The sequence below is a fragment of the Flavobacterium hungaricum genome, from assembly GCF_015182285.1.
Taxonomy (GTDB): Bacteria; Bacteroidota; Bacteroidia; order Flavobacteriales; family Flavobacteriaceae; genus Flavobacterium; species Flavobacterium hungaricum.
In genome coordinates, this window is record NZ_PRDM01000005.1 from 196,383 (window position 1) to 222,735 (window position 26,353).

The following is a 26,353-nucleotide window of genomic DNA, read 5'->3' on the forward strand; positions in this document are numbered from 1 at the left end:
TGACAAGATTAAAGAAATACTTTGCGTCTTAACATTGCGGGCACGGATTGCAAATCCGCGCTATCGGATTGCGGAAATACTTTGTGTCTTAACGTTGCGGGCACGGATTGCAAATCCGCGCTATCGAACGGAGTGAAATACTTTGCGCACTTTGCGTAACTCTTGGCGAACTTCGCGGTTAAAAATAAACTTTGTGCCTTTGTGTCTTCGCTGCAAAATCTTCAAAACTTCTAACAAATAAGAAAACTTTAAGAACTTCGCGGTTAAAAATAAACTTTGTGTCTTAGCGTCTTCGCGGCAAATAATAAACAAATAAGAAAACTTTAATAAATCAATTTCACGCTGTTTATTTAAAATATGTAATTTTGAAATTCGAAGTTCAAAAACGAAATAATTATGAAATATCATCAAATAAACAGCGGTCTTTTTGTAAAAAACCGTAGAAAGTTCATGGCAGAAATGAAACCTAATTCGGTTGCCGTTTTTAATTCTAATGACATTTACCCAATCAGTGCCGACAGTACTTTACCGTTTGCACAGCACAGAGATATTTTTTATCTGAGCGGTGTAGATCAGGAAGAAAGTGTTTTGCTTTTGTTTCCAGATGCGCCTTACGAAAGCCAGAGAGAAATTCTTTTCTTGAGAGAAACTAACGATCATATCGCAGTTTGGGAAGGTGAAAAATTGACTAAAGAACGTGCTTTTCAGGTTTCGGGAATTAGAACTGTTTATTGGTTACAGGATTTTCATAAAGTTTTGAACGAGATGATGACGTATGCCGACACAATGTACATTAATACCAACGAACATTACCGCGCATCTGTTGAAACAGAAACCCGCGAAGCTCGTTTTGTAAAATGGTGGAAAGAGCGTTACCCAGCGCACAACGTAGCAAAAAGCAACCCGATTTTACAAAGAATTCGTTCTGTAAAAGAAAGTGAAGAAATCGATTTGATTCAGCATGCTTGTGATATCACAGAGAAAGGTTTCCGCAGATTACTTTCGTTTGTAAAACCAAATGTTACCGAATATGAAGTGGAAGCTGAATTGGCGCACGAGTTTATCCGCAACCGCTCAAAAGGTTTTGCTTATACCCCGATTATTGCTTCTGGAAATAATGCGAATGTTTTGCATTATATCGAAAACAACCAGCAATGTAAAGCGGGAGATTTGATTTTATTAGACGTTGCAGCAGAATACGCGAATTATTCAAGCGATATGACGAGAACGATTCCAGTTTCTGGAAAGTTTTCAGATCGTCAAAAAGCAGTTTACAATGCTGTTTTAAGAGTTAAAAACGAAGCGACAAAAATGCTTACTCCAGGAACGCTTTGGAAACAATATCACGTTGAAGTGGGTAAAATTATGACTTCAGAATTGCTTGGTTTAGGTTTATTAGACAAAGCTGATGTGCAGAACGAAAACCCAGAATGGCCGGCTTACAAAAAATATTTCATGCACGGAACTTCTCATCACATGGGACTTGACACGCACGATTATGGATTATTGCACGAACCGATGAAAGCGAATATGGTATTTACCGTTGAACCTGGAATTTATATTCCAGCAGAAAAATTCGGAATTCGTCTGGAGGATAATGTGGTGGTTCAGGAAAAAGGAGAACCTTTTAACTTAATGAGAAACATTCCGGTTGAAGCTGATGAAATTGAGACTTTAATGAATTCATAAATAAACAAAGCCCTTAATAATTAATATTAAGGGCTTTTTGTTTCTATAAATCCGATTTAATTATCCGATTTTTGCTATTTGCACATCCAATTCAAATTTGCCTGTAGCTTCATTTTCGTTGATCAATTCAAAAAGCTCTAAAGCTCTTCTTGCATTTTTCTCTTCTTCTCTTTGTTCAGCTACATACCACATCATAAAATCTTCTGTAGCATAATCGTTTTCAATTCTACATTTTGCAATTACTTTATTAATTGCCTGAGTAACTGCAATTTCGTTTTGCAAAGCAATTTCAAACACTTCTCTAAAAGAAGCAAATTCCTGTTGTACTTCTGGAACAGACGGCGTTACTGCAATCCCTCCCATATCTGTAATGAATTTGAAAATTTTTAGAAAGTGCTCTCTTTCTTCTTCAGCTTGTTTGTATAAATACGATGCTGAATGAGCAAAACCGTTTCTATCCAGCCATGCTGCCATAGCTAAATATTTGTTTGAAGCGTCGCTTTCTAATTTTGCCTGTAAATTCAATATATTTTCTACGCCTTCAGTCAATGAAGTGCTTGTTCTTAGTAAATCTTTCATAACCTTTATTTTTAGAACTGTAAAAGTACTAAAATTAAAGGACGCAGCTCTAACTCATTGAAAATTTGGATTTAATCTAAGTAAGAATCTAAATAAGCTCGCCTTTTAAAACATTACAAAGCATAGAATGTAAAGTGAGGGTAAATTTGGTTCCGTTTAATAATTCTCTAAGCTGCACTATTTCGCAGATGGTAAGATTTCTGGAAAAATTTCTTTTAGTAGTTTCAATCAGCTGTGCATCCGACTTATCAGACAAGTCATAAAGCATATTAAGAATATCAACGTTATTGACTTTTCTTTGAAAAATCAAAAAATCATGAATTCTATAACTTGATACTGTATCCACAAAATTGATAACTATACTATTAGTTACATCGCATTGATAACTGTATCCTTTTTCGGTTTCAAATAATACTTGATTGGTCGAATCACTAACTAATGCCATTCTGATAAATTATTAACGATGCAAAAATATAGAATTTCAATCAATTAAACACGTAATTAAGACTAATTTAAAATAACAAAATCTTTTACAGGGTTCTTTTTAGGAAACAAGCAGTCTAAATTCATCAAATATTGTCTCAAATAAGGAATAATTTTAACTGCAATAAACTTATATTTCTTATATGATCCCTCAATTATTACCTTTGTGTCCACACATTAAAACTATTATTTTGAAAAGTATTTTATATAAAAACATCAATATCTCTTTTACCGATTCTGGAGAAGGAACTACAGTTGTTTTACTGCATGGATTTTTGGAAAACAAAAAAATGTGGAAAGAATATGTCGATCTTTTTTCAAAAAAAAATCGTGTCATTACAATCGATTTATTGGGTCATGGCGAAACAGATTCTTTAGGTTATGTTCATGAAATAGAAGATAACGCTAATGTTGTCAAAGAAGTTCTGAATCACTTAAACATTAAAAAAGCGATTATCCTTGGGCATTCTATGGGAGGTTATGTTGGTTTGGCTTTCGCCGAATTGTATCCCGAAAAAATACAAAAACTGATTTTACTCAATTCTACTTCTAAAGAAGACAGCGCCGAGAAAAAAGCAAATAGAACCCGGGCGATTAAAGCGGTTAAACAAAACTATGTCAACTTTGTGAGTCTGGCGATCGCAAATTTATTCAGCGAGAACAACAGAACGCGCTTAACAGACGAAATTGAAAAAGCAAAAACTGAAGCGCTCAAAACACCATTGCAAGGGATTGTGGCTTCGCTGGAAGGCATGAAAATTAGAAAAGACAGAGAAGCATTGCTAAAGCAGAACTTATTTCCTGTTTTACTAATTTTGGGTAAAAAAGATCCTGTTTTAAATTATGAAGAAAGTCTGGCACAGATAGAAAATACAACAGCAGAATTGGTTTCTTTTGAAGACGGACACATGAGTCATATTGAAAACAAAGAAGAGCTGAAAACTATTTTATTAGATTTCCTGAACGAAGACTAAATTTGGCAGAGAAATAGAAATTAAAAAACTGAGCGTTCCGCATGAATTGCAAAGTTTTTTAGAAGAATCTTTATAAAAGCAAAGTTCGCAAGGCTGTAATAAATATAGTTTTGCGAACTTTTCTCGTTTTAGTTTTATAAAAACATTTGTGCCATTGTTTTTAGATAACCAAGCCAATAACAAATACTGATCTCATTTCTTAGAACAAAAACTATATGATCAGAATCAAAAAAGGCCATTTCTAACCGAGGTTAAAATAGCCTTTTTCTCATTCTTGGGGGCAAAATATTGTTATAACTTCGAAATAATATCTTTTTTATATTTAGATAAAGTTGCTCTAGTCAAGCCTAAATTTGCTTTCGTAGAATCAACCGCTAAATAAATAAAATATCTTCCATCATCAGAAACATCAATAATATGCAACTGATCTGTTAGAGAGATTAAAATGTCGTTGATTTGTTGATTAAGCCCTAAAGCTTTAATAGCATTCATTTTTGCTTTTACAACTTCTAAATTATATGCTGACGCTAATTCCGGATCAAAATCAGGATTAACTGTCAAGGAGCAATACGCCATTCCTGTTTCAACTTCAGTTACTGAAACAGCAATAAACCCGTTAATATTTTCTTTTAGATCATTTTGAAAATTTTGTAAAAAATCTGACATGTTTTTTATTGGTTTAAATTAATTATTAAAAATGGTGTCCATTTTACGGAGCAGAAGTCCCATTTTACTTATATCTTTAGTAAGCAGCGCCACACAATTATCATCTTGATCCTTGTTAGCCACTACAATACCATCGTTATTCTTAATCATTACCTGTTTAAGGTCACCATTGTTAACATCTTCAGACATCTCTAGACACATCTTCAAAATCATTCCGATCATTGCGGCTACATTTCCGTCATACTCTAAATTAACAGATTCGTTTAAGATTCCGTCAATATTAAAGATCAATCCAGATTCAGCCCCAGTCTCTTGTACTAGTGTTTGTAAATCAATCATATTCTACTTTTGTCATGTTTTGGAAGGTCAAAGTTATTTTAATAAAACACAATTGTTCGATAAACACTTGTTAAAAAAACATACTGTCTCAACACATTGAATCACTTTTGTTTAGAGTATAATTAAACGGATTTTTTTGAATAGAATATTCAAAAAAAATTAACATAAAAAACAAATCTTATCAAAATCCTAACATTTCGTTTCATAAAATTGAATTTTAAAATTAACATTTGCCCTTTGTTGCATTTCACGAAAGTTTTTATATAGCTTTGCAAAAAAATCATCCAAATGAAAACTGTTGACGAATTACGATTTGACTTAAATGTCAAACTAATGAAATTTAGAAGATTTCGTATTGAAAATGGACCGATCAATAATACGATCCCTGAAGAAAGCCCTAAGAAAGGTTTTTTCAAAAAAATATTCAGCTGATACCTGTATAAAAAAAGCCAGATTTCTTAACAAAAAATCTGGCCTTTTTATTGATATACTGCAACTTACATTTAAAAAATAATTTAAAAATATTTTTTATTTTACAAAATCCCTATTCAATAGTAACTAATCTTTTTACTACATTTTCCTAATTCGCTTTATTTCCCTGAAAACATAAAAAGGCGAAATTTCATAAAAAATTTGTTTGATTTTTTATACTGCTGAAAAACTTCAAAAGAAATAAGAAATACTTCTGAGAATAAATAGTGAGAGAATTTTCTACAAAAAAATAAATTCGCTTTTATTAGTTTTTAAAAAACTTAGAAATTTCGTCTTTCTAAAAATACACATTTTGTTTATCGCTTTAAAAAAAAAATATTCTCAAAAAAGCCAAACAACTATAAATGAAATAGTTTCTATTCTCAAAAGATTAAACAAAAGTGTAAAACTGAAAAATCAAAGCTAGAAATATTAATCTAATTTCTCTTCAAACGGAATTGAAGTATCAAAAATCTCGTTCAAAAGCAGCACAATTTCCTCTAAATATTGATTTAATATTTGAGTTGTTACAACCGAATTCAACTCTTTTTCTTCTTTAAAACCGAAAGGCAGAAAACCTGATTTTAAATTTTTAAATGAAATAATACCCACTTCAATCGGAAGACCGCCGGCATGTTCTTCATACATAAAAGCATAAGCAAGAACCTGGATAATTTTATCGTTTTTAATCTCTTTTGTTAAACCCTGCCATGATTTAAGAACAACATTATACTTTTCAACCTTTCCTGTTTTATAATCAATAATTCTGATTTTTCCGTCTCTCTTTTCAATTCGATCCACGTTACCCTTTATTAAAACAGGAAAAGGCAGACTAGGATGTTCTAATAAACGTTCAAATGTTTTCTCTAGTGCAATAATCTGTATCGCTTCATCTTTTCTTATTGCTTCCAATTCCATTTTCAAAAAATTAGAAACATTACGCTTTGCGACTTCAAACGCCAAAAGATTTCGTCCTTTTTTAATCTCACCTTCTTTATATACCAATTTAAACTGATTCAATACTTCTTCATCCAAAAGTTTAAAACAATTTAAAACAGCTTCTTCAGAGATAAACTTACCTATAAAAGGTTCATATAATGCTTTTAAAGTTTCATGAATAATGGTTCCTAACGTATTGAGGGCGATATTTTCTTCAACTTCTTCGACCTCGCGAATTCGAAGTATCTTCTGAAAATAAAAGGTAATCGGATTACGAATATAGCTGGTTAATGCCGAAGGCGAAAAACCATTTAGAGCAATTTCTTTTAATCGCTGCATCACGGCATCTGACTTAGGAACGATCGTGGGCGTATAGGCAGAAGCTGGCAGAATCGGATTGTAAATATCAAAAGTCAGGGTGTGGTTACGTTGTTTTTCGACCTCAAGCTGTGTGATAAAACGACTTCTTTCGCCGGCACCCAAACCATCATTCTCTGTATTATAAATCAGAAAAATATTTTTTGCTCTTTGTAATAAGTGATAAAAATGATAGGTATAAATAGCATCTTTTTCTTTGAAAGTAGGAAGCCCCAGCTCTTTTTTAACATCATATGGAATAAAAGAATTCTGAGATTTTCCTGCCGGAAATATTCCTTCATTCATAGAAGTAACAATAACAGTATCAAAATCCAAAACACGACTTTCTAAAACTCCCATAATCTGAAGTCCTCGAAGCGGTTCTCCTTCAAAAGAAACTTCTGCAAGATCAATTATTTGTTTATACACTGCATGAAGTGTATTTATGTTATCTATATGGGAGTGTTTAGTGTAATAATTGATTAACTTATTTACCACTTTAAACACACCATACACAAAAGCTTTTGCAATTTTTTCTTGTTCATTATCATTGCTGAAATTTTGCTTGATCATTAACAGCAGACTTGAAATATTCTGAAGTACTTCTATAGATGAACATTCCCATTTCTTAAAAAGCAACGTAAACAAATCAGTATGCTTCGGATTAAGTTCTAAAATTTTACTTTGGGTAATAAAAGTATAGTTATTCTCTTTAATGATTCGAACTAAAACAGAAACGCCGGCATACGGCTCGATCAAAGGATGCGTTAAAACATCCAAAACATCTTTATAATAAAAAACATAACTCGCTCCTTTTCGAGAAAGGGCATTGGTATGCATTTTAAAAAGTTTTGCTATCAGAATTTGAGAGGGATTATTTTTACCCGAATATCCCATGGTAATATTCAAAGCTCCTACAGATGATGGAAGCGCATACAACAAAGGCACCAAAAGGTTTTCTTCTCCCAGTACGACAGCAACTTTATCCAATGACATCTCCGGATTATCTTGTATTAGATCCTCCAAAATACTTCCAGCTAATTTAGCCTGACCTATTGTTTTGGGTGTACCAATAACTTTAATGTTTTTAGACTGCGAAAAGTCGTCAAAAATCCATTCAAAATGATTTGACTTATAATGCCTCCAACTTTCCTTAAAACGTCTTAAAAACAACCCTGCATCATGATAAGGATCGTTTAGCAAAGTCTGATCAGAATCCCAGAAAATTTTGGCCTGGCCAAGAGCCATTAAATGTTGTACAATTTTTTCTTCGGCTGCGTTCAAAGCATTGAATCCTGCAAAAACAAAATTTCGATTACCTGCCGAATTCGAAAAATGATTAAGATTGTTTACCGCTTCTCTGTAAATCAAACCTTGATAACCAATAGATTTATGCAATAAGTGTGCATAAAGCGACTCATAATACAACGGAAGCAATTTCCAAAAATCTATATAATTCTCTAGAAGTTTTGTTTTTTGATCAATCTCTAATCCCCATTTTTTAATATCCTCAATATCTTTTAAATAAGACAATACATGAGAAGGTTCTAAAAGGTATCGGTCAATTTCATTAAAATCCTGAAGTAAGGTTTTTGCCCAATTCGCAAACAACTCAAAAGACTGCTGATGCTGTTTTTCTGTAATGGATAAATAAACCTCATAAAATTCGAACAAAAGCTCAATTGAATCTATTGAACGAATAGCGGCAACATCTTGTACAAAATCTTCAATACTAATAATTTCTGGCGAAAGTATTGTTTTGCTGGTTGCTTTTTTTAAAGCTTCAATCAAGAAAACCTTCGCTCTTTTATTAGGAAGTACAATAGTTGTTTCAATTAATTTATGTCCATAATCTTGAATTACAACCGCAGCAATTTTTTCTAGGAAAGAAGTATTTATCATAGGATAAAAATAAAAAAAGCCATTCAATTAAGAATGGCTTTTAGTATTTATTTAGAAAGTAAATTAGATTTTACCTTGGTATTTAGAACCAATGTGTCTAATTTCTGTTCTTCTGTTTTGTGCTTTACCTGCAGCAGTTTTGTTACTTGCAACTGGTTGAGAAGCTCCAAATCCTTTAGACTCTAAGTTTTCTGGATTAACACCTCTTTCAATTAAAGCGTTCATTACAGCAGCTGCTCTATCTTCAGAAAGTTTCTGGTTGATTTTAGCAGAACCTGTACTATCTGTGTGTCCTTCAATAGAGAATTTCGCGTTTGGATAGTTTTTAAGGATTTCTTTAATAGCATCTAATCTAGCTGGAGTTTCTTTGTCACCAGTTTTGAAAGTAGCTTTTCCTGAGTTAAAGTAAACCGCTCTAGCTTGAACTTTAAGATCTTCTAATGCCTCAGCAGTAACTTCTGGACATCCTCTGTTTGATGCAGGACCAGCAACTGTAGGACAGTCATCATCTTTGTCAAGAACACCATCTTTATCAGCGTCTAAGAAAGGACAACCACCATTTTCTTTAGGACCAGCAACTGTAGGACATTTATCGTCTTTATCAGCGATTCCGTCACCGTCAGTATCAGGACAACCTTTTAATGCAGCTGGACCAGCAACATCTGGACAAGCGTCATCTTTATCAGCAATTCCGTCTCCGTCAGTATCAGGACATCCGTTTAATGCAGCTAAACCAAATACATCTGGACAAGCGTCAGAAGCATCAACGATTCCGTCACCGTCAGTATCAGGACATCCGTTGAATTGTTTTAAACCAGCAACATCTGGACAAGCATCATCTTTGTCATAGATTCCGTCTCCGTCAGTATCTTTACCTCCGAATTTGAAAACTAAACCTGCGGTGTGTTGGAAGTGAGATGGAGCATCTGGAACACCAGCTGCATCTTGTCTGTCTCCACTAACTGCCCATTTGTATCTTGTAGCTAATTCAAGACCAATAGCATCAGTAAACCAGAAAGTTAAACCAGCACCTGGGTTAACTGTTCCGTAGCTGCTGTCTCCGAAGAATGTATAACCTCCACCAACAGATAACGAAGGATCGATTACTTTAGATTTAATCAATTCTTGGAAGCTGTATTTGATAGTAGCATCAATTCCGTAGTACATTAAATCACCAGGATTAGTAACAACATTACCTCTTCCATCGTGCCCTGCAGCAGTTGGAGCGAAAGTAACATATTTATCAATTTTGTTTACAGAACCTTGTAAACCAACAGAAAAACCACTACCTACATATCTAGACACACCAATGTAAGATAAAGAAGGAAGAATATTCCAGTTGTCTTTTACAGCGAAAGGCTGTGAGAAGTGTTGGTCAAAGAAACCACTACCTGCTCCAGAACTTGTTCTAGTATCCACGGCATTAACCCCAAAAGAGATCGCCCATGGATTGTTACTGTCTTGCGCGTGAGAGCTTAAACCCATCGCCATCATTACAGCAACTAAAAGTTTGTTAAGATGTTTCATACTTAATTTTTTTAATTACAATTTAGTTAATTACAAGCAAAAGTAACACCAAATTTTTTAAATACAAAATGAAATGTTAAAAAAAACCTACAAAAATTTGACCAAAGTGGTAATTATATAACTTTTAACATTTTACCGACAACTGTGAAAGCATTTATAGCTTTGTCAAGATGTTCCTGAGTATGCGCCGCAGATAGCTGTACACGTATTCGAGCCTTATTTTTTGGAACTACAGGAAAAAAGAACCCAATAACATAAATTCCTTCTTTTAAAAGTTCATCTGCCATAGTCTGGGATAATTTTGCATCATATAACATCACCGGCACAATTGCAGAATCCCCATCAATTATATCAAATCCGGCTTTTTTCATCCCCTCTTTAAAGTAATTGGTATTCCACTCTAATTTATCACGTAAAGCAGTATCTTTTTCTAATAATTCAAACACCTTTATCGAAGCTCCCACGATTGCCGGAGCCAAAGAATTTGAAAATAAGTAAGGTCTCGAACGCTGGCGTAAAATTTCAATAATTTCTTTTTTTGCTGTAGTATAACCACCCATAGCACCGCCTAGAGCTTTACCTAGTGTCCCGGTAATAATATCTACTCTTCCTAAAACTCCTTTTGCCTCAAGTGTTCCTTTTCCCGTTGCGCCGATAAAACCAGCAGCATGACACTCATCAACCATAACCATAGCATCGTATTTATCAGCCAGGTCACAAATTTTATCCAATGGAGCAACAAGACCATCCATAGAAAACACACCGTCTGTCACAATCAGCTTAAAACGAGTTCCAGCCTCATTTGCCTTAATCAACTGCTGTTCCAAATCCTCCATATTACTATTTTCATAACGATAACGCGCCGCTTTACACAAACGAACTCCGTCGATAATAGAAGCATGATTTAAACTATCTGAAATAATAGCATCATTTTCCCCAAGCAAAGGCTCAAACACACCACCGTTTGCGTCAAAAGCTGCCGCATACAAAATCGTATCTTCTGTTCCGTAAAAATCAGCAATTTTCTGCTCTAATGTTTTATGAATATCTTGGGTTCCGCAGATAAAACGAACCGATGACATCCCGAAGCCATGCGTATCCAATGCATCTTTTGCTGCCTGAATTACTTCTGGATGTGAGGACAATCCTAAATAATTATTAGCACAAAAATTCAAAACAGTTTCATCTGTCGAAATTGTGATCTCCGCCCCTTGAGGAGAAGTAATTATTCTTTCTTTTTTAAAGATTCCATTTTCTTCAATAGCCTGCAACTCACCCTGCAGATGCTCTTTAATTTTTCCGTACATTTTTTACCTATTTAAAACGTTAAAAATTAACAGCTTAACCAATATTAAGCTTCGTTATTTCTTTAACTTCTGATTAATTTTTTCACAAATTTACTACATCAATTTCTGTCCCAATGTACACCAATGCCTTTTTTAACACTTTGTATCCTAAATCCTCAACAGCATCTTGATATTCCTGAATTTGCTGTGCATATTTTGTATTAACAGCTCCCGTTTTATAATCCAAAAGATAAGCTTCTCCATTTTGAGCAAGCACCAATCTGTCGGGTTTCAGAATCCTTCCTTCTTTCTGCACAATTGTCTGCTCGTTCAAAATAGTATACTTTCCGTTATAACAGTCACTAATTTCAGGATGATTGACAATTTCATGTAATGTAAAAGCAACCTTATCAACTTGTTCAGAAATAATCAATCCATTTTCTAATGCTTTGGTAATGGCCAGATCTACATCCGATTTATCTTTAACAAAAGCCAAAATCTCGTGAACTATATTTCCGTACGAAATTGCCTCCTGCTGATGTGTTCCCCACATGAGCGCTTCGCGTTGGGCAATTTTTATATTTTTAGGATCCAAAACATCTTGAACAGACGGAATAGTTTTTACTATCTCGGTCTGCTTAGAAGAAATTGACAATCTTATACTGCTGCCAAATTCATATTCTAATTTTTCTTCATCATAAACTCCTTCATGAATCAAAAATTTAATAAAAAAAGAAGCCATATTATACGGATAATCGCCCTCTTTCTTTTCTTTCAACGATTGAGAAATAATATAAAGCTGTTCTTCTGCGCGAGTCAATGCCACATACAAAACATTAATATTATCTAGTAACTCTTCTTGCTTTTTTAAATTAAATAGCGCCGAAGCACTTTCTCCAAAATTCTCTACAGAACTATTATTATCAATTAAGACTTTTGGAACCCCTAAAGACTCTTCTTCTGCATCAAGCCATAATTTATCTTTTGGTTTGCGACTGTAATCTTCTTCGGCAAAAGGCATGATGACAACCGGAAATTCAAGTCCTTTTGATTTATGAATAGTCATAATTCGAACAGCATTGGTTCCTTCTGGAGAAGGAATACTGAATTTCTCTGAATTTTTATCCCAAAAACTCAAAAAATCTGCGACACCAGCCTGATTCCGAATATCTCTTTCCAAAACAATATCCATAAAAAACTGAACATACGCATTTCCTTCTTTCTCATGAATGAATTTAGAAATAATAATTTCTACCGCTTCGTATAATGATTTTTTACGAACATCTTCAAAAGAAAAGGAAACATCGAAAGTTAAGAGCCAGCTTTCAAAATCAGCTTCAAATCTATACCCCATTCCTGTCGCAATAAAATCATGCACCGGCATATTTATTTCTTTTCTAGAGGATAAAAAATAAAGAAAATTAGCTTTTGCATCTAAATCGGCATTGTTGTTTAAGTATCTCAAAAGAAAAATAATCAAACGAACTTCTACCGCATTTTTAATCATCAAGGTTTCCGATGAAAGCAGCGGAATATTTTGTTCTGCTAAATAATTCGCCACCAAAATCCCCTGACCTCTTTTTCGAGTAAGAATTACAATATCCTTGTATTCAAAACCATCTCGAAGTACTTTCTGAATACAATTTAAAACCGCCAAAAGATACAAATCCGATTTTTCGATCGCATCTTCTTCGTCAACAGAATCATTTTTATCTATTACAGGGAGAAAAGAAACATTTACATAACCGCCTTTTTTTGAATTTACATTCTGAAAGCTGTGATTTTCATATAAATCTTTATAATCTGCATTTTCAAACTCTGAGGAAATCAATTTAAAAAAAGCATTATTAAATTCAATTACCTCACTGTAACTTCGATAATTAGTATTTAAATGTCTTAATTCTTTTTCGGGATTATTAAACGGGTTATTATCTTTACTCAGCTCTATAAACTGTTCTGCTTTTCCGCCGCGCCAGCGATAAATAGATTGTTTTGGATCACCGACAATCATAAGGGTTCCTTTATTTCCAAAATCATCCAATCCAGAAAGTGAATTATCTATTAACGGAATTAAATTCTGCCACTGCATTTCTGACGTATCCTGAAATTCATCTATAAAAAAATGACGATAGCGCTCCCCAAGTCTTTCGTAAATAAATGGAGCAGGCTGATTTTGAATTTCGCGGTAAATAATTGCATTGAATTCTGAGATCGAAAGAATATTTTGTTCTTCTTGAATTTTCGCAAGTTCATTACTTACCGTATTCAAGAGCGAAAGCGGCGTTATATTCTTCAAAAAAGCTTTATAAAAATCTCTTTTCTCAAACTTTTTATAAATACCCTCTAAGATCTGCAGCAACTCCGGAATAATATTTTCTATTAAAGCTCGGTCCTTTGCTGTTTTATTTATGGCAATATCTTCAAACTCGTGGAATGTTTTATTTTTTGGATTAAATCTTCCGTCCCGAATACTTTCTAAATGATTCGGAAAAGTTCCTCTGGAAAACGATTTTAAATCAATTCCGTTTCGTTCAATCAAAGAGAGCGCCTCCGTTGCAGCTTTTTCATTTGCAGCTTCCAGCTCCTTACAAAGGACAAGCATTTTTGTTTTAATCTGCACAAACTCTTCAATAGATTTTCCTTGAAAATGCAAAATTTCATTTCGATTATTTTCATTCAAAACCAATCGCCCTGTTTCCAAAATTTCACGAGAAACATCCCAGCTTTTATCGTCATCGGTTTTCTCCATTGTAAAATCGATCAGAAGCTTGGTCAACGTTTCATCCTCACCCGCCTGCGCAATAATTGCATCAACTGCTTCTATCAATAAATTTTCGGTATCCAAAGTAACCTCAAAAGACATTGGAAGATTCAGATCGTGCGCAAAAGCACGAATTACTTTGTGGGTAAATTTATCGATAGTAGAAATATCAAAAGCCGCATAATTATGAATTAGGTGCTTTATGATCTGCTGCGATTTTGTTTTGATTTTAATAATCGAAAGCCCTGTTTCGCGCGAAAGATCCTCCATTAACTCACCTGCTTTAACCGAAGGTTCGTCTTTTGCAAATTCAGACAAGTTACCCACAATACGGCTTTTCATCTCATGAACGGCTTTGTTGGTAAAAGTGATCGCTAAAATATTTCGGTAAGCATCATTTTTGGGAGAAGAAAGAATAATTTTAAGATATTCTTTCACCAAAGTATACGTCTTTCCTGAACCCGCAGAGGCATCATAAATAGAAAAAGACGGACTTTGCATGAGATTGGCTTTAATATTGTAAAAATAGCACATTAAAATTAAATCCCAATAATTGAAAATCCCAAATTCCAACACCTAAAGCTTTACGCATTATAGATATTGGAATTTGGAATTTATTTATTCTGAAATTTACTTATTTTGGAATTTTAATATTTAATGTTTCGGAAATGCTCTTTTATTAAAAACCAGCAAAATTCCAACACCTGTAGAAATCGCCACATCAGCTACATTAAAAATAGCATTGAAGAATGCAAAACGATTACCTCCAAAAAAAGGAAGCCATGTCGGAAGATTTCCTTCCCAAATTGGAAAATAAAACATATCAACCACCAGACCATGAAACCATGTTCCGTATGGCTCTGAAGAAAACATTGTTGCCAGATTATGGGTGCTGTCATCAAAAATAACTCCGTAAAAAATAGAATCAAAAATATTTCCTGCTGCTCCAGCAAAAATTAATGCAATAGCCGTAATTAAATAATTCGAATGACGTTTCTTAACAGAATCAGCAAGCCACCAGCCAATTCCGAATACAGCAAAAATCCTGAAAACAGTCAAAATCAATTTCCCATATTCTCCAGGAATTTTTGTTCCCCAAGCCATTCCTTCATTTTCTATAAAATGAATTCTGCACCAATCTGTAATCACAAACTCTTCTCCAAGAATAAAATTTGTTTTGACATAGATTTTGGTAAGCTGATCAACAATTAGAACTAAGAATATAAGAAGGTATGCTTTTCTTAATGACATTTTATATTTTTTTGATGGGCAAAAATAACAATTAAATCAAAAAAAACGCCTCCGAAGAGACGTTAATTCATTTTTAATAACACTAATTAAGTTTGTCTGCTAATCTAAACTCAATAAAGTTACTTTTTTACAGCTGCATTTGCAGGCGTCTTGGGACTGTCGGAAAAAAAATCAGAAATAGATTTAAAAATCCCTTTGCTTTCTTTTCCGGCAGCCGCTTTTTTGGCCTCGCCTTTCTTTAAATCAGCTTTAAACTTAATTCGCAGTTTTTCAAAATCTTTCATTCTGCGCTCCACATCGGAGTTTACCTCTTTGAATTTCAATACTTTAGCCATCGTGTAAGTTTTTTATAGTAAATAATTAAAATTATTACCGATTTGGTATTACAATGATACATAATTTAATTTATATTTGTTAAAGAAAATTAACACTTGTTTAGGCAAAATTCATAAAAAATCCAAAAACACCACAACAAATGAAGTAAATTCTATTAACTTCCCTAAATCCTACAAAATCATGAATGAAATTACAACCACCCTAAACGACTTCTTAGTCACTACAAAATCTACCGCGGCTTTAATCTTAAACGGAAAAGGAAAACTAATCACTTCTTTACATCTAGATTATGGAGACAGCATTGCAGCAATGAGCGCTGCTATACTATCAATGAGCGAAAAATTCTTGATTGATCTTGAAAAAGGATCATTAAAGCAACTTTTTCTTAAAAGCTCAGAGGGAGTGGTTGTTGGAAACAAAATAAGCGGCTCTAACTTCATTGTTGCATTTTCACGCGAAGGAAGCAATCTTGCTCTTTTAATGCGCTCAACAGAAGAAGTTTCTATCGAATTGAGCAAAAACTCCCTACTGAAATAACATAATCTATTAACAAACAAACCCAACGAACTATGAGTAATGATTTTTTAAACGTGTTTTTACATGAAATGAAAACGAACGTAAACGGCTTTATCGCTGTCGCTGTAACAGAAATTGAATCTGGATTAAGTTTTGGAAATTTAACTGTTGACCCAAGTTTTGACCCAGAACTTGCCGCTGCCTATAATTTAGAAGTAGTAAAAGCAAAATTAAGCGCCGTAAAAGCACTCAATTTAAATCAAGATATTGAAGATATTTTAATTACTCTATCAAATCAAATTCACATTATTGATATTTCTCCAAACAAAAAATTCATGATCTACTTGGCTGCAGATGCTTCGAAAGCTAATTTAGGTATGACAAGAGCTATTTTGAGAAAACACAAAGCGGATGTAGAAAAAAATCTAGCGTAACAATTTTACTTTTAAAACATTACAAAACTGCTTCGTTTGAAGCAGTTTTTTTATGCACTGCATTTTTTTTTAGAACCTTTTATATTCTTACAAAAACAAAAGAGATTCTTTTTAGCTCCAGACTACTAAACATAATCCATTTCTTTCAAAAAAGGAATTCCCCAGCAGAAACATTAGTAGAGTAAAGATTAAACAAAAAACGCTCCTTTTTAAGGAGCGTTTTTGTCTTACGTAGTTTTACCTATCGTTGTAAATTTTTTGCTTCAATACTCATCGTTGCGTGAGGAACGATTTTAAGCCTTTCTTTACCAATTAATTTACCTGTTACTTTGCAGATACCATAGGTTTTATTTTCAACGCGGAATAATGCGTTTTTTAAGTCACGGATGAATTTTTCTTGTCTGATAGCCAACTGAGAGTTTGCTTCTTTAGACATTGTTTCGCTTCCTTCTTCAAAAGCTTTGAAGGTTGGAGACGTATCATCTGTTCCGTTATTTAAATCGTTCATATAAGCACTTTTGATCAAGTCTAGATCTTCTTGTGCTTTTTTTATTTTTGCTTGAATTATTTCTTTGAACTCCGCTAGATCAGCATCAGAGTATCTTGTAATTTCATCTATCATTATATTTTTATTTTGAAATTAATATCATTGTTTTAATATCATCAAACTCAATTTCTGTGCCGTTTTCTAAAACGTCTGCAAAAGTCAAGTCGTCTGTTAATGTTTCTGACTTAATATAGTCTTGGTTTTTTAAAACTGCCTCTTCTAATAGGTCGTTTCTTTTAAGTTGAACTTTAATTTTATCTGTAACCTCAAATCCAGAATCTTTTCTGATATTTTGAATTCTATTTACTAACTCTCTCGCAATCCCCTCATTTTTTAATTCTGGAGAGATTGTGATATCAAGAGCGACTGTAATTCCGTTTGAATTTGCTACCAGCCATCCTTCGATATCTTGTGATGTTATTTCGACGTCTTCTAATGATAAAGTTACATTATTTCCATTAATAACAATATCCAGCGTTCCCTGCTTGTCCAGCTGATTGATCTGTTCTGCAGAAAAACCTTGTATCTCCTTGGAAATCAACCCCATATCCTTACCAAAACGCGGTCCAAGAGCTTTGAAATTTGGCTTAATCTGCTTTACCAAAATATCAGAATCATCATCCAAAAGTACGATCTCTTTAACATTTACTTCGGCTTTTACCAGGTCTGAAATCGCTAAAATTTCAGCACGCTGATTCTCGTCAAGTACCGGAATCATTACCTTTTGCAGAGGTTGACGCACTTTTATCATTTCTTTTTTACGAAGTGATAAAACCAAAGATGAGATGGTTTGCGCCTTCTGCATTTTGCTTTCCAACGTTTTATTAACAAAGTTTTCGACAAATTTTGGAAATTCTGCCAAGTGAACACTAGCAAAATCCTCGGTTCCTGTCGAAGCAGTTAAATCTCGGTACAATTTGTCCATAAAAAATGGAGCTACTGGAGCGCTTAATTTACTAATTGTAAGCAAACAAGTATAAAGAGTCTGATAAGCTGCAATTTTATCTTTTGCATATTCTCCTTTCCAGAAACGGCGGCGGCATAAACGAACATACCAGTTACTTAAATTCTCCTGAACGAAGTCTGAAATTGCTCTGGTTGCTTTTGTCGGCTCGTAATCATCATAACATTCATCAACAAATTTGATTAATGAATGTAATTCAGAAATAATCCATTGATCGATTTCTGGTCTTTCGTTTAAAGGAATTTCAGCCTCTTCGTATTTAAACCCATCGATGTTAGCATATAACGAGAAGAAAGAATACGTATTGTATAATGTTCCAAAGAACTTACGCTTAACCTCAGCAATTCCTTCAATATCAAATTTTAAGTTATCCCAAGGATTCGCATTCATAATCATGTACCAGCGCGTAGCATCAGGACCGTGTTCTGCAATAGTTTTAAATGGGTCCGTAGCATTTCCTTTACTCTTAGACATTTTGATTCCGTTTTTATCCAGAACCAATCCATTAGAAACTACATTCTTGTACGCTACTTTATCAAAAACCAAAGTTCCGATTGCGTGCAAAGTATAAAACCAGCCACGAGTCTGATCGACACCTTCGGCAATAAAATTGGCTGGAAAATCTTTGTTCTCGTCAATTTTATCTTTGTTTTCAAAAGGATAATGCCATTGTGCATAAGGCATAGCTCCAGAATCAAACCAAACGTCAATTAAATCGCTTTCGCGTTTCATTGGTTGTCCAGAAGCTGAAACTAAGGTAATTTGATCCACTACATTTTTATGTAAGTCGATTAAATCATAGTTAGATTCAGACATGTTTCCAATTTCAAAACCTTTAAACGGATTTTCTTTTTGAAAACCTGCTTCGATAGATTTCTCAATCGCATTATATAATTCTTCAACAGAACCAATCAAAACCTCTTCTTTTTTGTCTTCGGTTCTCCAGATTGGCAGCGGAATTCCCCAATATCTAGAACGAGATAAGTTCCAGTCGTTGGCATTTTTAAGCCAGTTTCCAAAACGTCCTTCACCAGTAGATTTAGGTTTCCAGTTGATAGTTTCGTTCAGGTCGAACATTCTATCTTTTACATCGGTTACTTTAATAAACCATGAATCTAGGGGATAATATAATAACGGTTCATCTGTTCTCCAGCTGTGTGGATAACTATGTACGTATTTTTCAACCTTAAAGGCTTTATTTTCTTCTTTTAATCGAATCGCGATTTCAACATCTACCGATTTCTCTGGCGCCTGACCTGCATCGTAATATTCGTTTTTCACATATTTACCAGCCAAATCACCTAAATGCGAAGTGAATTTTCCTTGTAAATCTACTAAAGGAACTGCATTTCCATCTTCATCCAAAACCAACATTGGCGGTACTTCTGGTTTTGCTTCTTTTGCTACTTTAGCATCGTCTGCACCAAAAGTAGGAGCTGTATGCACAATTCCGGTTCCATCTTCTGTAGTTACGAAGTCACCTGAAATTACTCTAAATGCATTTTCAGCATTTTCATAAGGCAATACGTACGGCAATAATTGTTCGTAACGAATTTCTACTAAATCTGCTCCTTTTGCTTCAGTTAAGATTTTGTACGGAAGTTTTTTGTCGCCGTTTTTCACATTGTCAAAATCAGCATCGTCTTCACTTAAGAAAAATCCTTTTCCGAATTGTTTTCCAACTAAGTTTTTAGCCAAAACAACATTTACAGGTTCAAAAGTATATTGATTGAAAGTTTTAACTAAAACGTAATCGATTTTTGGACCAACTGTCAAAGCGGTATTTGACGGAAGTGTCCAAGGAGTAGTCGTCCAAGCTAAAATGTGGATATCACCAAAGCCTTGCAAAAATGAAGGCAGTGTTTCTGGCAAAGTTTTAAACTGTGCTACAATTGTAGTATCAGTAACATCTCTGTAAGCTCCCGGCTGATTTACTTCGTGAGAAGACAATCCTGTTCCGGCTTTTGGAGAATACGGCTGAATTGTGTATCCTTTGTACAACAAACCTTTATCGTAGATTTGTTTCAAAAGCCACCAAACAGATTCCATATATTTTGGTTTATAAGTCACATACGGATCTTCCATATCAACCCAATACCCCATTTTTTCGGTCAAGTCATTCCATACGTCGGTATAACGCATTACGGTTTTTTTACACGCTTCGTTATATTCTTCGATAGAAATGGTTTTACCAATATCTTCTTTTGTAATTCCTAATTCTTTTTCGGTTCCCAATTCTACAGGAAGACCATGAGTATCCCATCCGGCTTTTCTTTTTACCTGAAAACCTTTTTGAGTTTTATATCTGCAAAAAATATCTTTAATCGCACGTGCCATCACGTGGTGAATTCCTGGTAATCCGTTTGCTGAAGGAGGACCTTCAAAAAACACGAAAGGCTCTGCACCTTCTCGGGTTGTTACACTCTTTTCAAATATATTTTCTTTCTTCCAAAAATCAAGAACTTCAGACGCTACCGTTGGTAAGTCAAGTCCTTTGTATTCAGTAAATTTTGTGCTCATTTTATCCTTTTCTTAAACGAGGTGCGAAAGTAAGGAATTTTGAGGAAAATAGATAAAAGATGAAGGAAAAAAGACTGATTTCAGGAAATTTCGAGTAGATTCTGCAACAAATAATGACAGCTGGGACTATTTAAGAGAAAACTTCTTTTAAAATATCCAAAGATTTAGGTTTTTTGAATCCTTCCAAGTGAAGACTATAGTAGTCAATCAGAATTTTCAGCAAAAGCTGCCTTTCTACTACATGAAAAACTTTTTGATTAGTATCAAACTTTAAATCTATCAATTTTTTAAGCAGACTGGTTTCTTGTTCAGAAAGCACATTTCCAGTTTGAAAAAGCGTAAACACGCCTTCATTCATTTCAAAAAAAGAAAAATTAACATCCGAAACATCAGGATAAAACCCCAGATATTTTGTCATTTCCAAAAGTAGAATCAAATGAAAATTAGCAATTTCATCATGATTATCCAGCCAGGTAAGCGCAGTTTCTAGAAACAAAAACAAGGACTCATTTTTTTCTTCTTCCTGAATCGAATGATGCAGCATTTCGGACAAAAACATCACCATTGTGCTTTTAACAATATCCGTGTGGATACTCTGAAAAGGAACAGCAACTTTTACTTCTTTAAAGTTTTCTAAAGTGCCTTTGTTTTTATGAACGGCTTCTATTTCTATAATTGAAAAAGGTTGAAAATAAGCCATTTTCTGGCTCGCCTTTCGACTTGAAAAAGCATCGCGCACAAAATAAGATTTCAGCCCGCTGGAAAGTGTAAAGCATTTTACAATCAAGCTTTTTTCCTGAAATTTTAAAGATGAAATTACTATGGCTTTGGTTTTGACGAGCACGGGTTATTTTTAGATTTTAGATTTTAGATTTTGTAGAGACTAATTACTGCGACTGATCACTAAAAAAACGAAACACTGATCACTAACGAATAATCATCACTTTCTTTACTTTGGTTTCGCCGCCGTCTTGAGCAGAAATAAAAACCATATAAACTCCAGAAGCGACTTTGTATTTACCAAAAGCAGTGGTATCCCATTCTATTGTACCGCCGGACGCCGTTATTTCGTAAACTAAATTCCCCTCAATATCCGTAATCTTTACATTGGCTTTATCAATTAACCCTGCCACTTTTACGGTTCCGGTATAAGAAGGACGAACTGGATTTGGATAGACATACACATTATTCAAATCTTCGTTTGCTCCGGTTGCAATACCTTTAAAAGAGATCATTCCCTTTGTGGTAGCAATAAAAACTTCTCCTGTTTTACTATTAATTTTGATATCGTTAACGGTATTGCTTGGCAGCGGCGAATTGTTTATTGTAAAATGATATTTGGTTTCCTGACCATTAGCCGAAACCATAAAAACACCAGAATCTGCTGTTCCGATCCACTTATTGTTGGCGCCGTCTACTGCAATGGAGGTAATGAATTGTTCATACATTAACTCTTGTGCAACATCATCTTCCATTATAATAATAGGATTTGCTTTTAATTGATTATCTGACTGAAAACTGCTTACATTAGACAAAACACGCAAACCTTTATCTGTCCCAATCCAAAGTTGATTTTTGGCATCCAGTGCTATTGTTCGTACATCTGCCGTCGGTAGATTTCCCGCATCAGAACCAGATGTAATTTTCTTAAAAACATTTCCGTTTTCACTAAAACCCAACACACCTTCATTACTGGTTGCAATCCATTTTACATTATTTTGATCGATTACCAAATTTGCATAGCTGGTATTTTCTGCATTACTCAAGACAGAAGACGTGGCATAACTGCCCCACTGACCATTGGTTCTTAAAACTTTCAAACCATTTTTAATTCGGCTGTTTGTAACCCAGAGGTTTCCAGATTTATCAAATGCGGTTCCATTTATACGCACATCGATATAACTCGGACCTTCATAAGTGAGTGTTTCTAAACCGCTGTTTTTTTCATTGTATAAAAAATTAGGAACTTCATTTTCAATTCTTAACAAGCCCGAAAAAAAAGAGCTCGCATAGACTTGTTTTTCGTTAGATGGATTCACAATAATTTTGGTAATCGATTGTGCATCATAAACTTCTGAATACGGAATATTTAACCAGCCTGAAGTATTAAATCTGCTGATTCCGTAACTATCCAAAGCATACGGATTGTAATAGGTATCGTAATCTCCATAAACAGCCCACAAAACATTTGGCGTAACGTCTAACGAAAATATGTTATTTCTTAAGGGTCCAAAAGGCGTACTATTTTCAAAAGCGGCGCTGCCGTTCAAATTGGAAGAAAACAATCCTTTGTCTTTTGTTCCTATATAGATCTGATTTCCGACTGCTGTTGCACAGGTAAAACTTATTGTATTGTCCGAAACTTGCGAATCCGAAATCTGTCTGTTCAAAATCAATTGATTATTGTATACATAAACCGTATTGGCTGTGGTAATATACAAATTATGATTTCGCGCTTTTAGATCTACTGCCGGCTGCGGTAATTGAACAAAACCAACAAATACACTTGAGTTGTAACGATGCACATATCCTGAATTATTTACCGCTACAAGTTCTGTATCTAACGTTTCAACACTAGACCAATCTCCAGCATTAACAACCGGCCATTGATTAAAATCGATCAAATTTGCGTTTGTACTGTCTGCTCTGCGAAGTCCGTTTGCTGTTGCCGCAAAAATATAACCATTAAAAAAGGCTGTCTGCCTTACGCTCGTTTCTGCACCGTTATCCCCTATAAAATAGGTGTCTCCAAATTTTGATGTATTCAAATTAAACTGCACAATCCCGAAATCACACGAAACATAAAGCAAACCATTATGTTCCATAAAATGATTGATTTTCTTAATACTGGACGAAAGCTGTTTATTAATTATATCGACTACTTTTAAGATGCTTCCATCGGTTTCATTAACCAAAATCATCAAACCGTTTTCATAACCTACAATTGTTTTTTTGAAAGCTTCACTGTGGTAAACAGCCGAAATAGTCTGTCCCGATAAGCCGTCAACAGTTGTGGTTGTTTTAAGAATGTTTGTGGTATTGTTTTTTGAAAACAAAGCGTTTTCTGAAGCCGCAAAAAAACTAGCCGACGATTCTGAAATATCTTTTATTTCATTAAATGAAAAATATCCCTGCCAAGACAAATTGTTTTGAGCAGAGCAAAGCTGCAGCAGCATTAAAAATAAAACGAAATAGAGTTTTCTCATCATCATTTAATGTATTCAAAAAGACAAATATACTACAAACGGAATTATATGTTTTTTGTTCTATCCAATAAAAAATGCCCTCGATTTATCTTCTCAGATAACCGAAGGCACTTTATCATTGTAAATAAGTCTTAAACTACACCTTGTGCAAGCATAGCATCGGCAACTTTTACAAATCCGGCAATGTTTGCTCCTTTTACGTAGTTAACATAACCATCTTCTTCTGCACCGTATTTTTTACATTGATTGTGAATTCCAACCATAATGTCTTTTAATCTTAAATCTACTTCTTCACTTGTCCAGTTTAGACGAATAGAGTTTTGCGTCATTTCTAATCCAGATGCCGCTACACCACCAGCATTTGCCGCTTTTCCTGGTGCAAACAATACTTTATTATCTAAGAAAAGCTTAATAGCTTCTAATGTAGAAGGCATATTTGCAGCTTCAGTAACACAAAGAACACCATTATCAATTAATTTTTGAGCATCTTCTCCGTTCAACTCGTTTTGAGTCGCACAAGGAATCGCAATATCAACTTTTACTTCCCAAGGGCTTTTTCCTTTATGGAAGACCGCATTTGGATATTTCTCTAAATATCTTTCTGCTCTATTGTCTCCAGTAGCTCTCATTTCGACCATGTGTTCGATTTTCTCTCCAGAGATTCCTTCTTCATCATAAATATAACCGTCAGGTCCAGAAATAGTAACTACTTTACCCCCAAGTTCATTTACTTTTAGCGCTACACCCCAAGCCACGTTTCCGAATCCAGAGATCGCAACTACTTTTCCTTTAATTTCATGACCAATTGTACGCAGCATCTGATCTGTAAAATATACCACACCGTAGCCAGTAGCTTCCGGCCTGATTAATGAACCTCCATAAGCCAGACCTTTTCCAGTCAAAACTCCTGTAAATTCATTTCTGATTCTTTTATATTGTCCGAATAAATATCCGATTTCTCTAGCTCCAACACCAATATCTCCAGCAGGTACATCTAAGTCTGGACCAATATGACGGCATAATTCTGTCATAAAAGATTGGCAGAAACGCATAATTTCACCATCTGATTTTCCTTCTGGATCAAAATCAGAACCTCCTTTACCACCACCCATTGGAAGTGTTGTCAAACTGTTTTTGAAAACCTGCTCAAAAGCAAGAAATTTTAAAACAGATAAATTAACGGTGTGGTGAAATCTGATTCCTCCTTTATAAGGTCCAATTGCAGAGTTCATCTGAATTCTAAAACCTCTGTTTACGATAATTTCTCCTTTATCGTCTACCCACGGAACTCTAAATATAATTGATCTTTCAGGTTCTGCGATTCTTAGAAGTATGTTTTTACCATCGTATTTTTTACGCTCAGATATAAACGGAATTACAGTTTCTGCAAATTCTCTAACAGCCTGAAGAAATTCTGGTTCGTTTGGATTTTTCGACTCAACTAGAGCCATAAATTCATTTATTTTTTGTTCCATTTTGAAATAAATTAATCGACAAATTTAATTTGATTCTCATTCAATTAAATAGGAAAACCGTATTTAAGAAAACGTTTTCGTTTTAACGCACAAAGATAGATTAAAATACAATTGATTGTTATATTTTTTCGCTTTTCGCACTGAATTGTGTATTTTTCAAACAATAGAAAAAAATTGTATTTTACCTGTAGGTGTTTACACGCAAACACCATTGTTAAAGTTAGTAAATTAAGTATTTTGTTACTTATTATTTAATAGATTAATTTAATATTTTGATTAGAATATGTTTTTTATATATTTGCCAAGATTTGTAAGCCCCCAAAACATGCCTAAGCACCTATTTATCACATTATTTGCCTTATTTGGTATATCAACCGCGGCAACTGCTCAATTAAACCTAGCTCAAGAGATAGGAATCTTCGCAGGACCTGTTACTCTTCAATCTGATTTTGGAGAGAGAAACAACTTCGATACAAACGTTGGAAACACTGGTTTCGGCATCGGAATCATGCACTTTATCAACTTTTCTGCTGCCAACAACCGCGAAAGTTTTTTTACAGAGCATTTTAAAGTTAGAACTGATCTTTCTTTCAGTAAAACAACTTTAAAACATTTTGGACATTGGGTTGAACATAAACCAAATGGTGTTTTTGCTCAACAGTTAAAAAACATGTATGCAAGTTCTAGTATATTAGGTCTTGGAACCCAGTTAGAATTTTCTCCTTTTATGAAAATTCACGACTTCGAAAATACAATTGGTGCTCTAAGCCCATACGGAAGTATTGGTTTTCAAGTAAGTTATTATTCAACTAAAATAGGTTCTAATTTAGGAGACATCAGACTGCCTGCTGTTACTCCTGGAAAATATTTAACTCCATCTGACGGACGCGCACACGGATTTTCTTCAGAAAACGGTGTTGCTTTATCAGCAACTGCTGCCCTTGGGGTTCATTATAAATTAAGCACAATGAGTGATTTAATGTTCGAAACCCGTTTTCAGATGTACAACTCAGACTGGATTGATGGATTAAATCCTAATAAAGATATCTATACAGAAAACAAATCTAACGACTGGCAGGTTTGGTTTAACTTTGGATACATTTACTATTTAGAATTCTAGATTTACAAAAA

At 34.3% G+C, this 26,353-nt stretch carries 20 protein-coding genes; 5 read left to right on the forward strand and 15 right to left on the reverse strand.

The genetic code is table 11. The features are described from left to right. Positions 1-396 precede the first annotated feature (396 nt). Positions 397-1,689, forward strand: coding sequence for an aminopeptidase P family protein (locus C4F50_RS20350; protein ID WP_194140484.1), 1,293 nt, complete (start codon positions 397-399; stop codon positions 1,687-1,689). 60 nt (positions 1,690-1,749) lie between these two features. On the opposite strand, the gene C4F50_RS20355 is transcribed toward C4F50_RS20350, so the two are convergent. Both C4F50_RS20355 and C4F50_RS20360 read right to left on the reverse strand, forming a co-directional pair. Further along, entirely contained in the window at positions 1,750-2,268 is a 519-nt protein-coding gene (locus tag C4F50_RS20355) for a ferritin (protein WP_194140485.1), read from the reverse strand. 88 nt (positions 2,269-2,356) lie between these two features. Then, positions 2,357-2,713, reverse strand: a complete 357-nt coding sequence (locus tag C4F50_RS20360) for a hypothetical protein (protein ID WP_194140486.1) — start codon at positions 2,711-2,713, stop codon at positions 2,357-2,359. A 229-nt stretch (positions 2,714-2,942) separates the two neighbouring features. Here C4F50_RS20360 and C4F50_RS20365 point away from each other — a divergent pair, with 229 nt between their 5' ends. After that, on the forward strand, positions 2,943-3,725 hold the full coding sequence (locus C4F50_RS20365; protein ID WP_194140487.1) for an alpha/beta fold hydrolase: 783 nt from the start codon (positions 2,943-2,945) through the stop codon (positions 3,723-3,725). A 291-nt stretch (positions 3,726-4,016) separates the two neighbouring features. Here C4F50_RS20365 and C4F50_RS20370 read toward each other — a convergent pair whose 3' ends face one another. From C4F50_RS20370 to C4F50_RS20405, 8 genes are all read right to left on the reverse strand, one after another. Then, positions 4,017-4,391, reverse strand: coding sequence for a hypothetical protein (locus tag C4F50_RS20370; RefSeq protein ID WP_194140488.1), 375 nt, complete (start codon positions 4,389-4,391; stop codon positions 4,017-4,019). Positions 4,392-4,409: 18 nt separating this feature from the next. Further along, complete coding sequence (locus C4F50_RS20375; protein WP_194140489.1) at positions 4,410-4,730, reverse strand: roadblock/LC7 domain-containing protein; 321 nt, start codon at positions 4,728-4,730, stop codon at positions 4,410-4,412. Between the two features lie 903 nt (positions 4,731-5,633). Then, positions 5,634-8,399 (reverse strand): PD-(D/E)XK nuclease family protein, encoded by a 2,766-nt coding sequence (locus C4F50_RS20380; protein ID WP_194140490.1) that lies wholly within the window; start codon positions 8,397-8,399, stop codon positions 5,634-5,636. A gap of 63 nt (positions 8,400-8,462) precedes the next feature. After that, entirely contained in the window at positions 8,463-9,926 is a 1,464-nt protein-coding gene (locus C4F50_RS20385; protein ID WP_194140491.1) for an OmpA family protein, read from the reverse strand. 113 nt (positions 9,927-10,039) lie between these two features. Further along, positions 10,040-11,233: a glycine C-acetyltransferase gene (gene kbl / locus C4F50_RS20390; protein WP_194140492.1), complete on the reverse strand. Its 1,194-nt coding sequence runs from the start codon at positions 11,231-11,233 to the stop codon at positions 10,040-10,042. A gap of 82 nt (positions 11,234-11,315) precedes the next feature. Continuing rightward, a complete protein-coding gene (locus C4F50_RS20395) occupies positions 11,316-14,474 on the reverse strand; it encodes a UvrD-helicase domain-containing protein (RefSeq protein ID WP_194140493.1) in 3,159 nt (1,052 codons plus the stop codon). Positions 14,475-14,627: 153 nt separating this feature from the next. After that, positions 14,628-15,224 carry a lipoprotein signal peptidase gene (locus tag C4F50_RS20400; RefSeq protein WP_194140494.1) on the reverse strand — a complete coding sequence of 199 codons (597 nt, stop codon included), beginning with the start codon at positions 15,222-15,224 and terminating at the stop codon, positions 14,628-14,630. Positions 15,225-15,343: 119 nt separating this feature from the next. After that, positions 15,344-15,559, reverse strand: coding sequence for a hypothetical protein (locus tag C4F50_RS20405; protein ID WP_194140495.1), 216 nt, complete (start codon positions 15,557-15,559; stop codon positions 15,344-15,346). Between the two features lie 181 nt (positions 15,560-15,740). On the opposite strand from C4F50_RS20405, the gene C4F50_RS20410 reads away from it, so the two are divergent. Together C4F50_RS20410 and C4F50_RS20415 are read left to right on the forward strand one after the other, a co-directional pair. After that, positions 15,741-16,097 (forward strand): roadblock/LC7 domain-containing protein, encoded by a 357-nt coding sequence (locus C4F50_RS20410; protein ID WP_194140496.1) that lies wholly within the window; start codon positions 15,741-15,743, stop codon positions 16,095-16,097. Positions 16,098-16,129: 32 nt separating this feature from the next. Next, positions 16,130-16,510 carry a hypothetical protein gene (locus C4F50_RS20415; protein WP_194140497.1) on the forward strand — a complete coding sequence of 127 codons (381 nt, stop codon included), beginning with the start codon at positions 16,130-16,132 and terminating at the stop codon, positions 16,508-16,510. A gap of 241 nt (positions 16,511-16,751) precedes the next feature. On the opposite strand, the gene C4F50_RS20420 is transcribed toward C4F50_RS20415, so the two are convergent. The 5 genes from C4F50_RS20420 to gdhA all read right to left on the reverse strand — a co-directional run bounded on the left by C4F50_RS20420 (position 16,752) and on the right by gdhA (position 25,222). Continuing rightward, complete coding sequence (locus C4F50_RS20420) at positions 16,752-17,132, reverse strand: TraR/DksA family transcriptional regulator (protein ID WP_110307084.1); 381 nt, start codon at positions 17,130-17,132, stop codon at positions 16,752-16,754. Positions 17,133-17,139: 7 nt separating this feature from the next. Further along, entirely contained in the window at positions 17,140-20,541 is a 3,402-nt protein-coding gene (gene ileS / locus C4F50_RS20425; protein ID WP_194140498.1) for an isoleucine--tRNA ligase, read from the reverse strand. A 130-nt stretch (positions 20,542-20,671) separates the two neighbouring features. After that, a complete protein-coding gene (recO, locus tag C4F50_RS20430) occupies positions 20,672-21,385 on the reverse strand; it encodes a DNA repair protein RecO (protein WP_194140499.1) in 714 nt (237 codons plus the stop codon). An 82-nt stretch (positions 21,386-21,467) separates the two neighbouring features. Then, complete coding sequence (porZ, locus tag C4F50_RS20435; protein ID WP_194140500.1) at positions 21,468-23,750, reverse strand: type IX secretion system anionic LPS delivery protein PorZ; 2,283 nt, start codon at positions 23,748-23,750, stop codon at positions 21,468-21,470. 128 nt (positions 23,751-23,878) lie between these two features. After that, a complete protein-coding gene (gdhA, locus tag C4F50_RS20440) occupies positions 23,879-25,222 on the reverse strand; it encodes an NADP-specific glutamate dehydrogenase (protein WP_194140501.1) in 1,344 nt (447 codons plus the stop codon). 325 nt (positions 25,223-25,547) lie between these two features. On the opposite strand from gdhA, the gene C4F50_RS20445 reads away from it, so the two are divergent. Continuing rightward, positions 25,548-26,342, forward strand: coding sequence for a THC0290_0291 family protein (locus C4F50_RS20445; RefSeq protein WP_194140502.1), 795 nt, complete (start codon positions 25,548-25,550; stop codon positions 26,340-26,342). Positions 26,343-26,353: the final 11 nt, after the last annotated feature.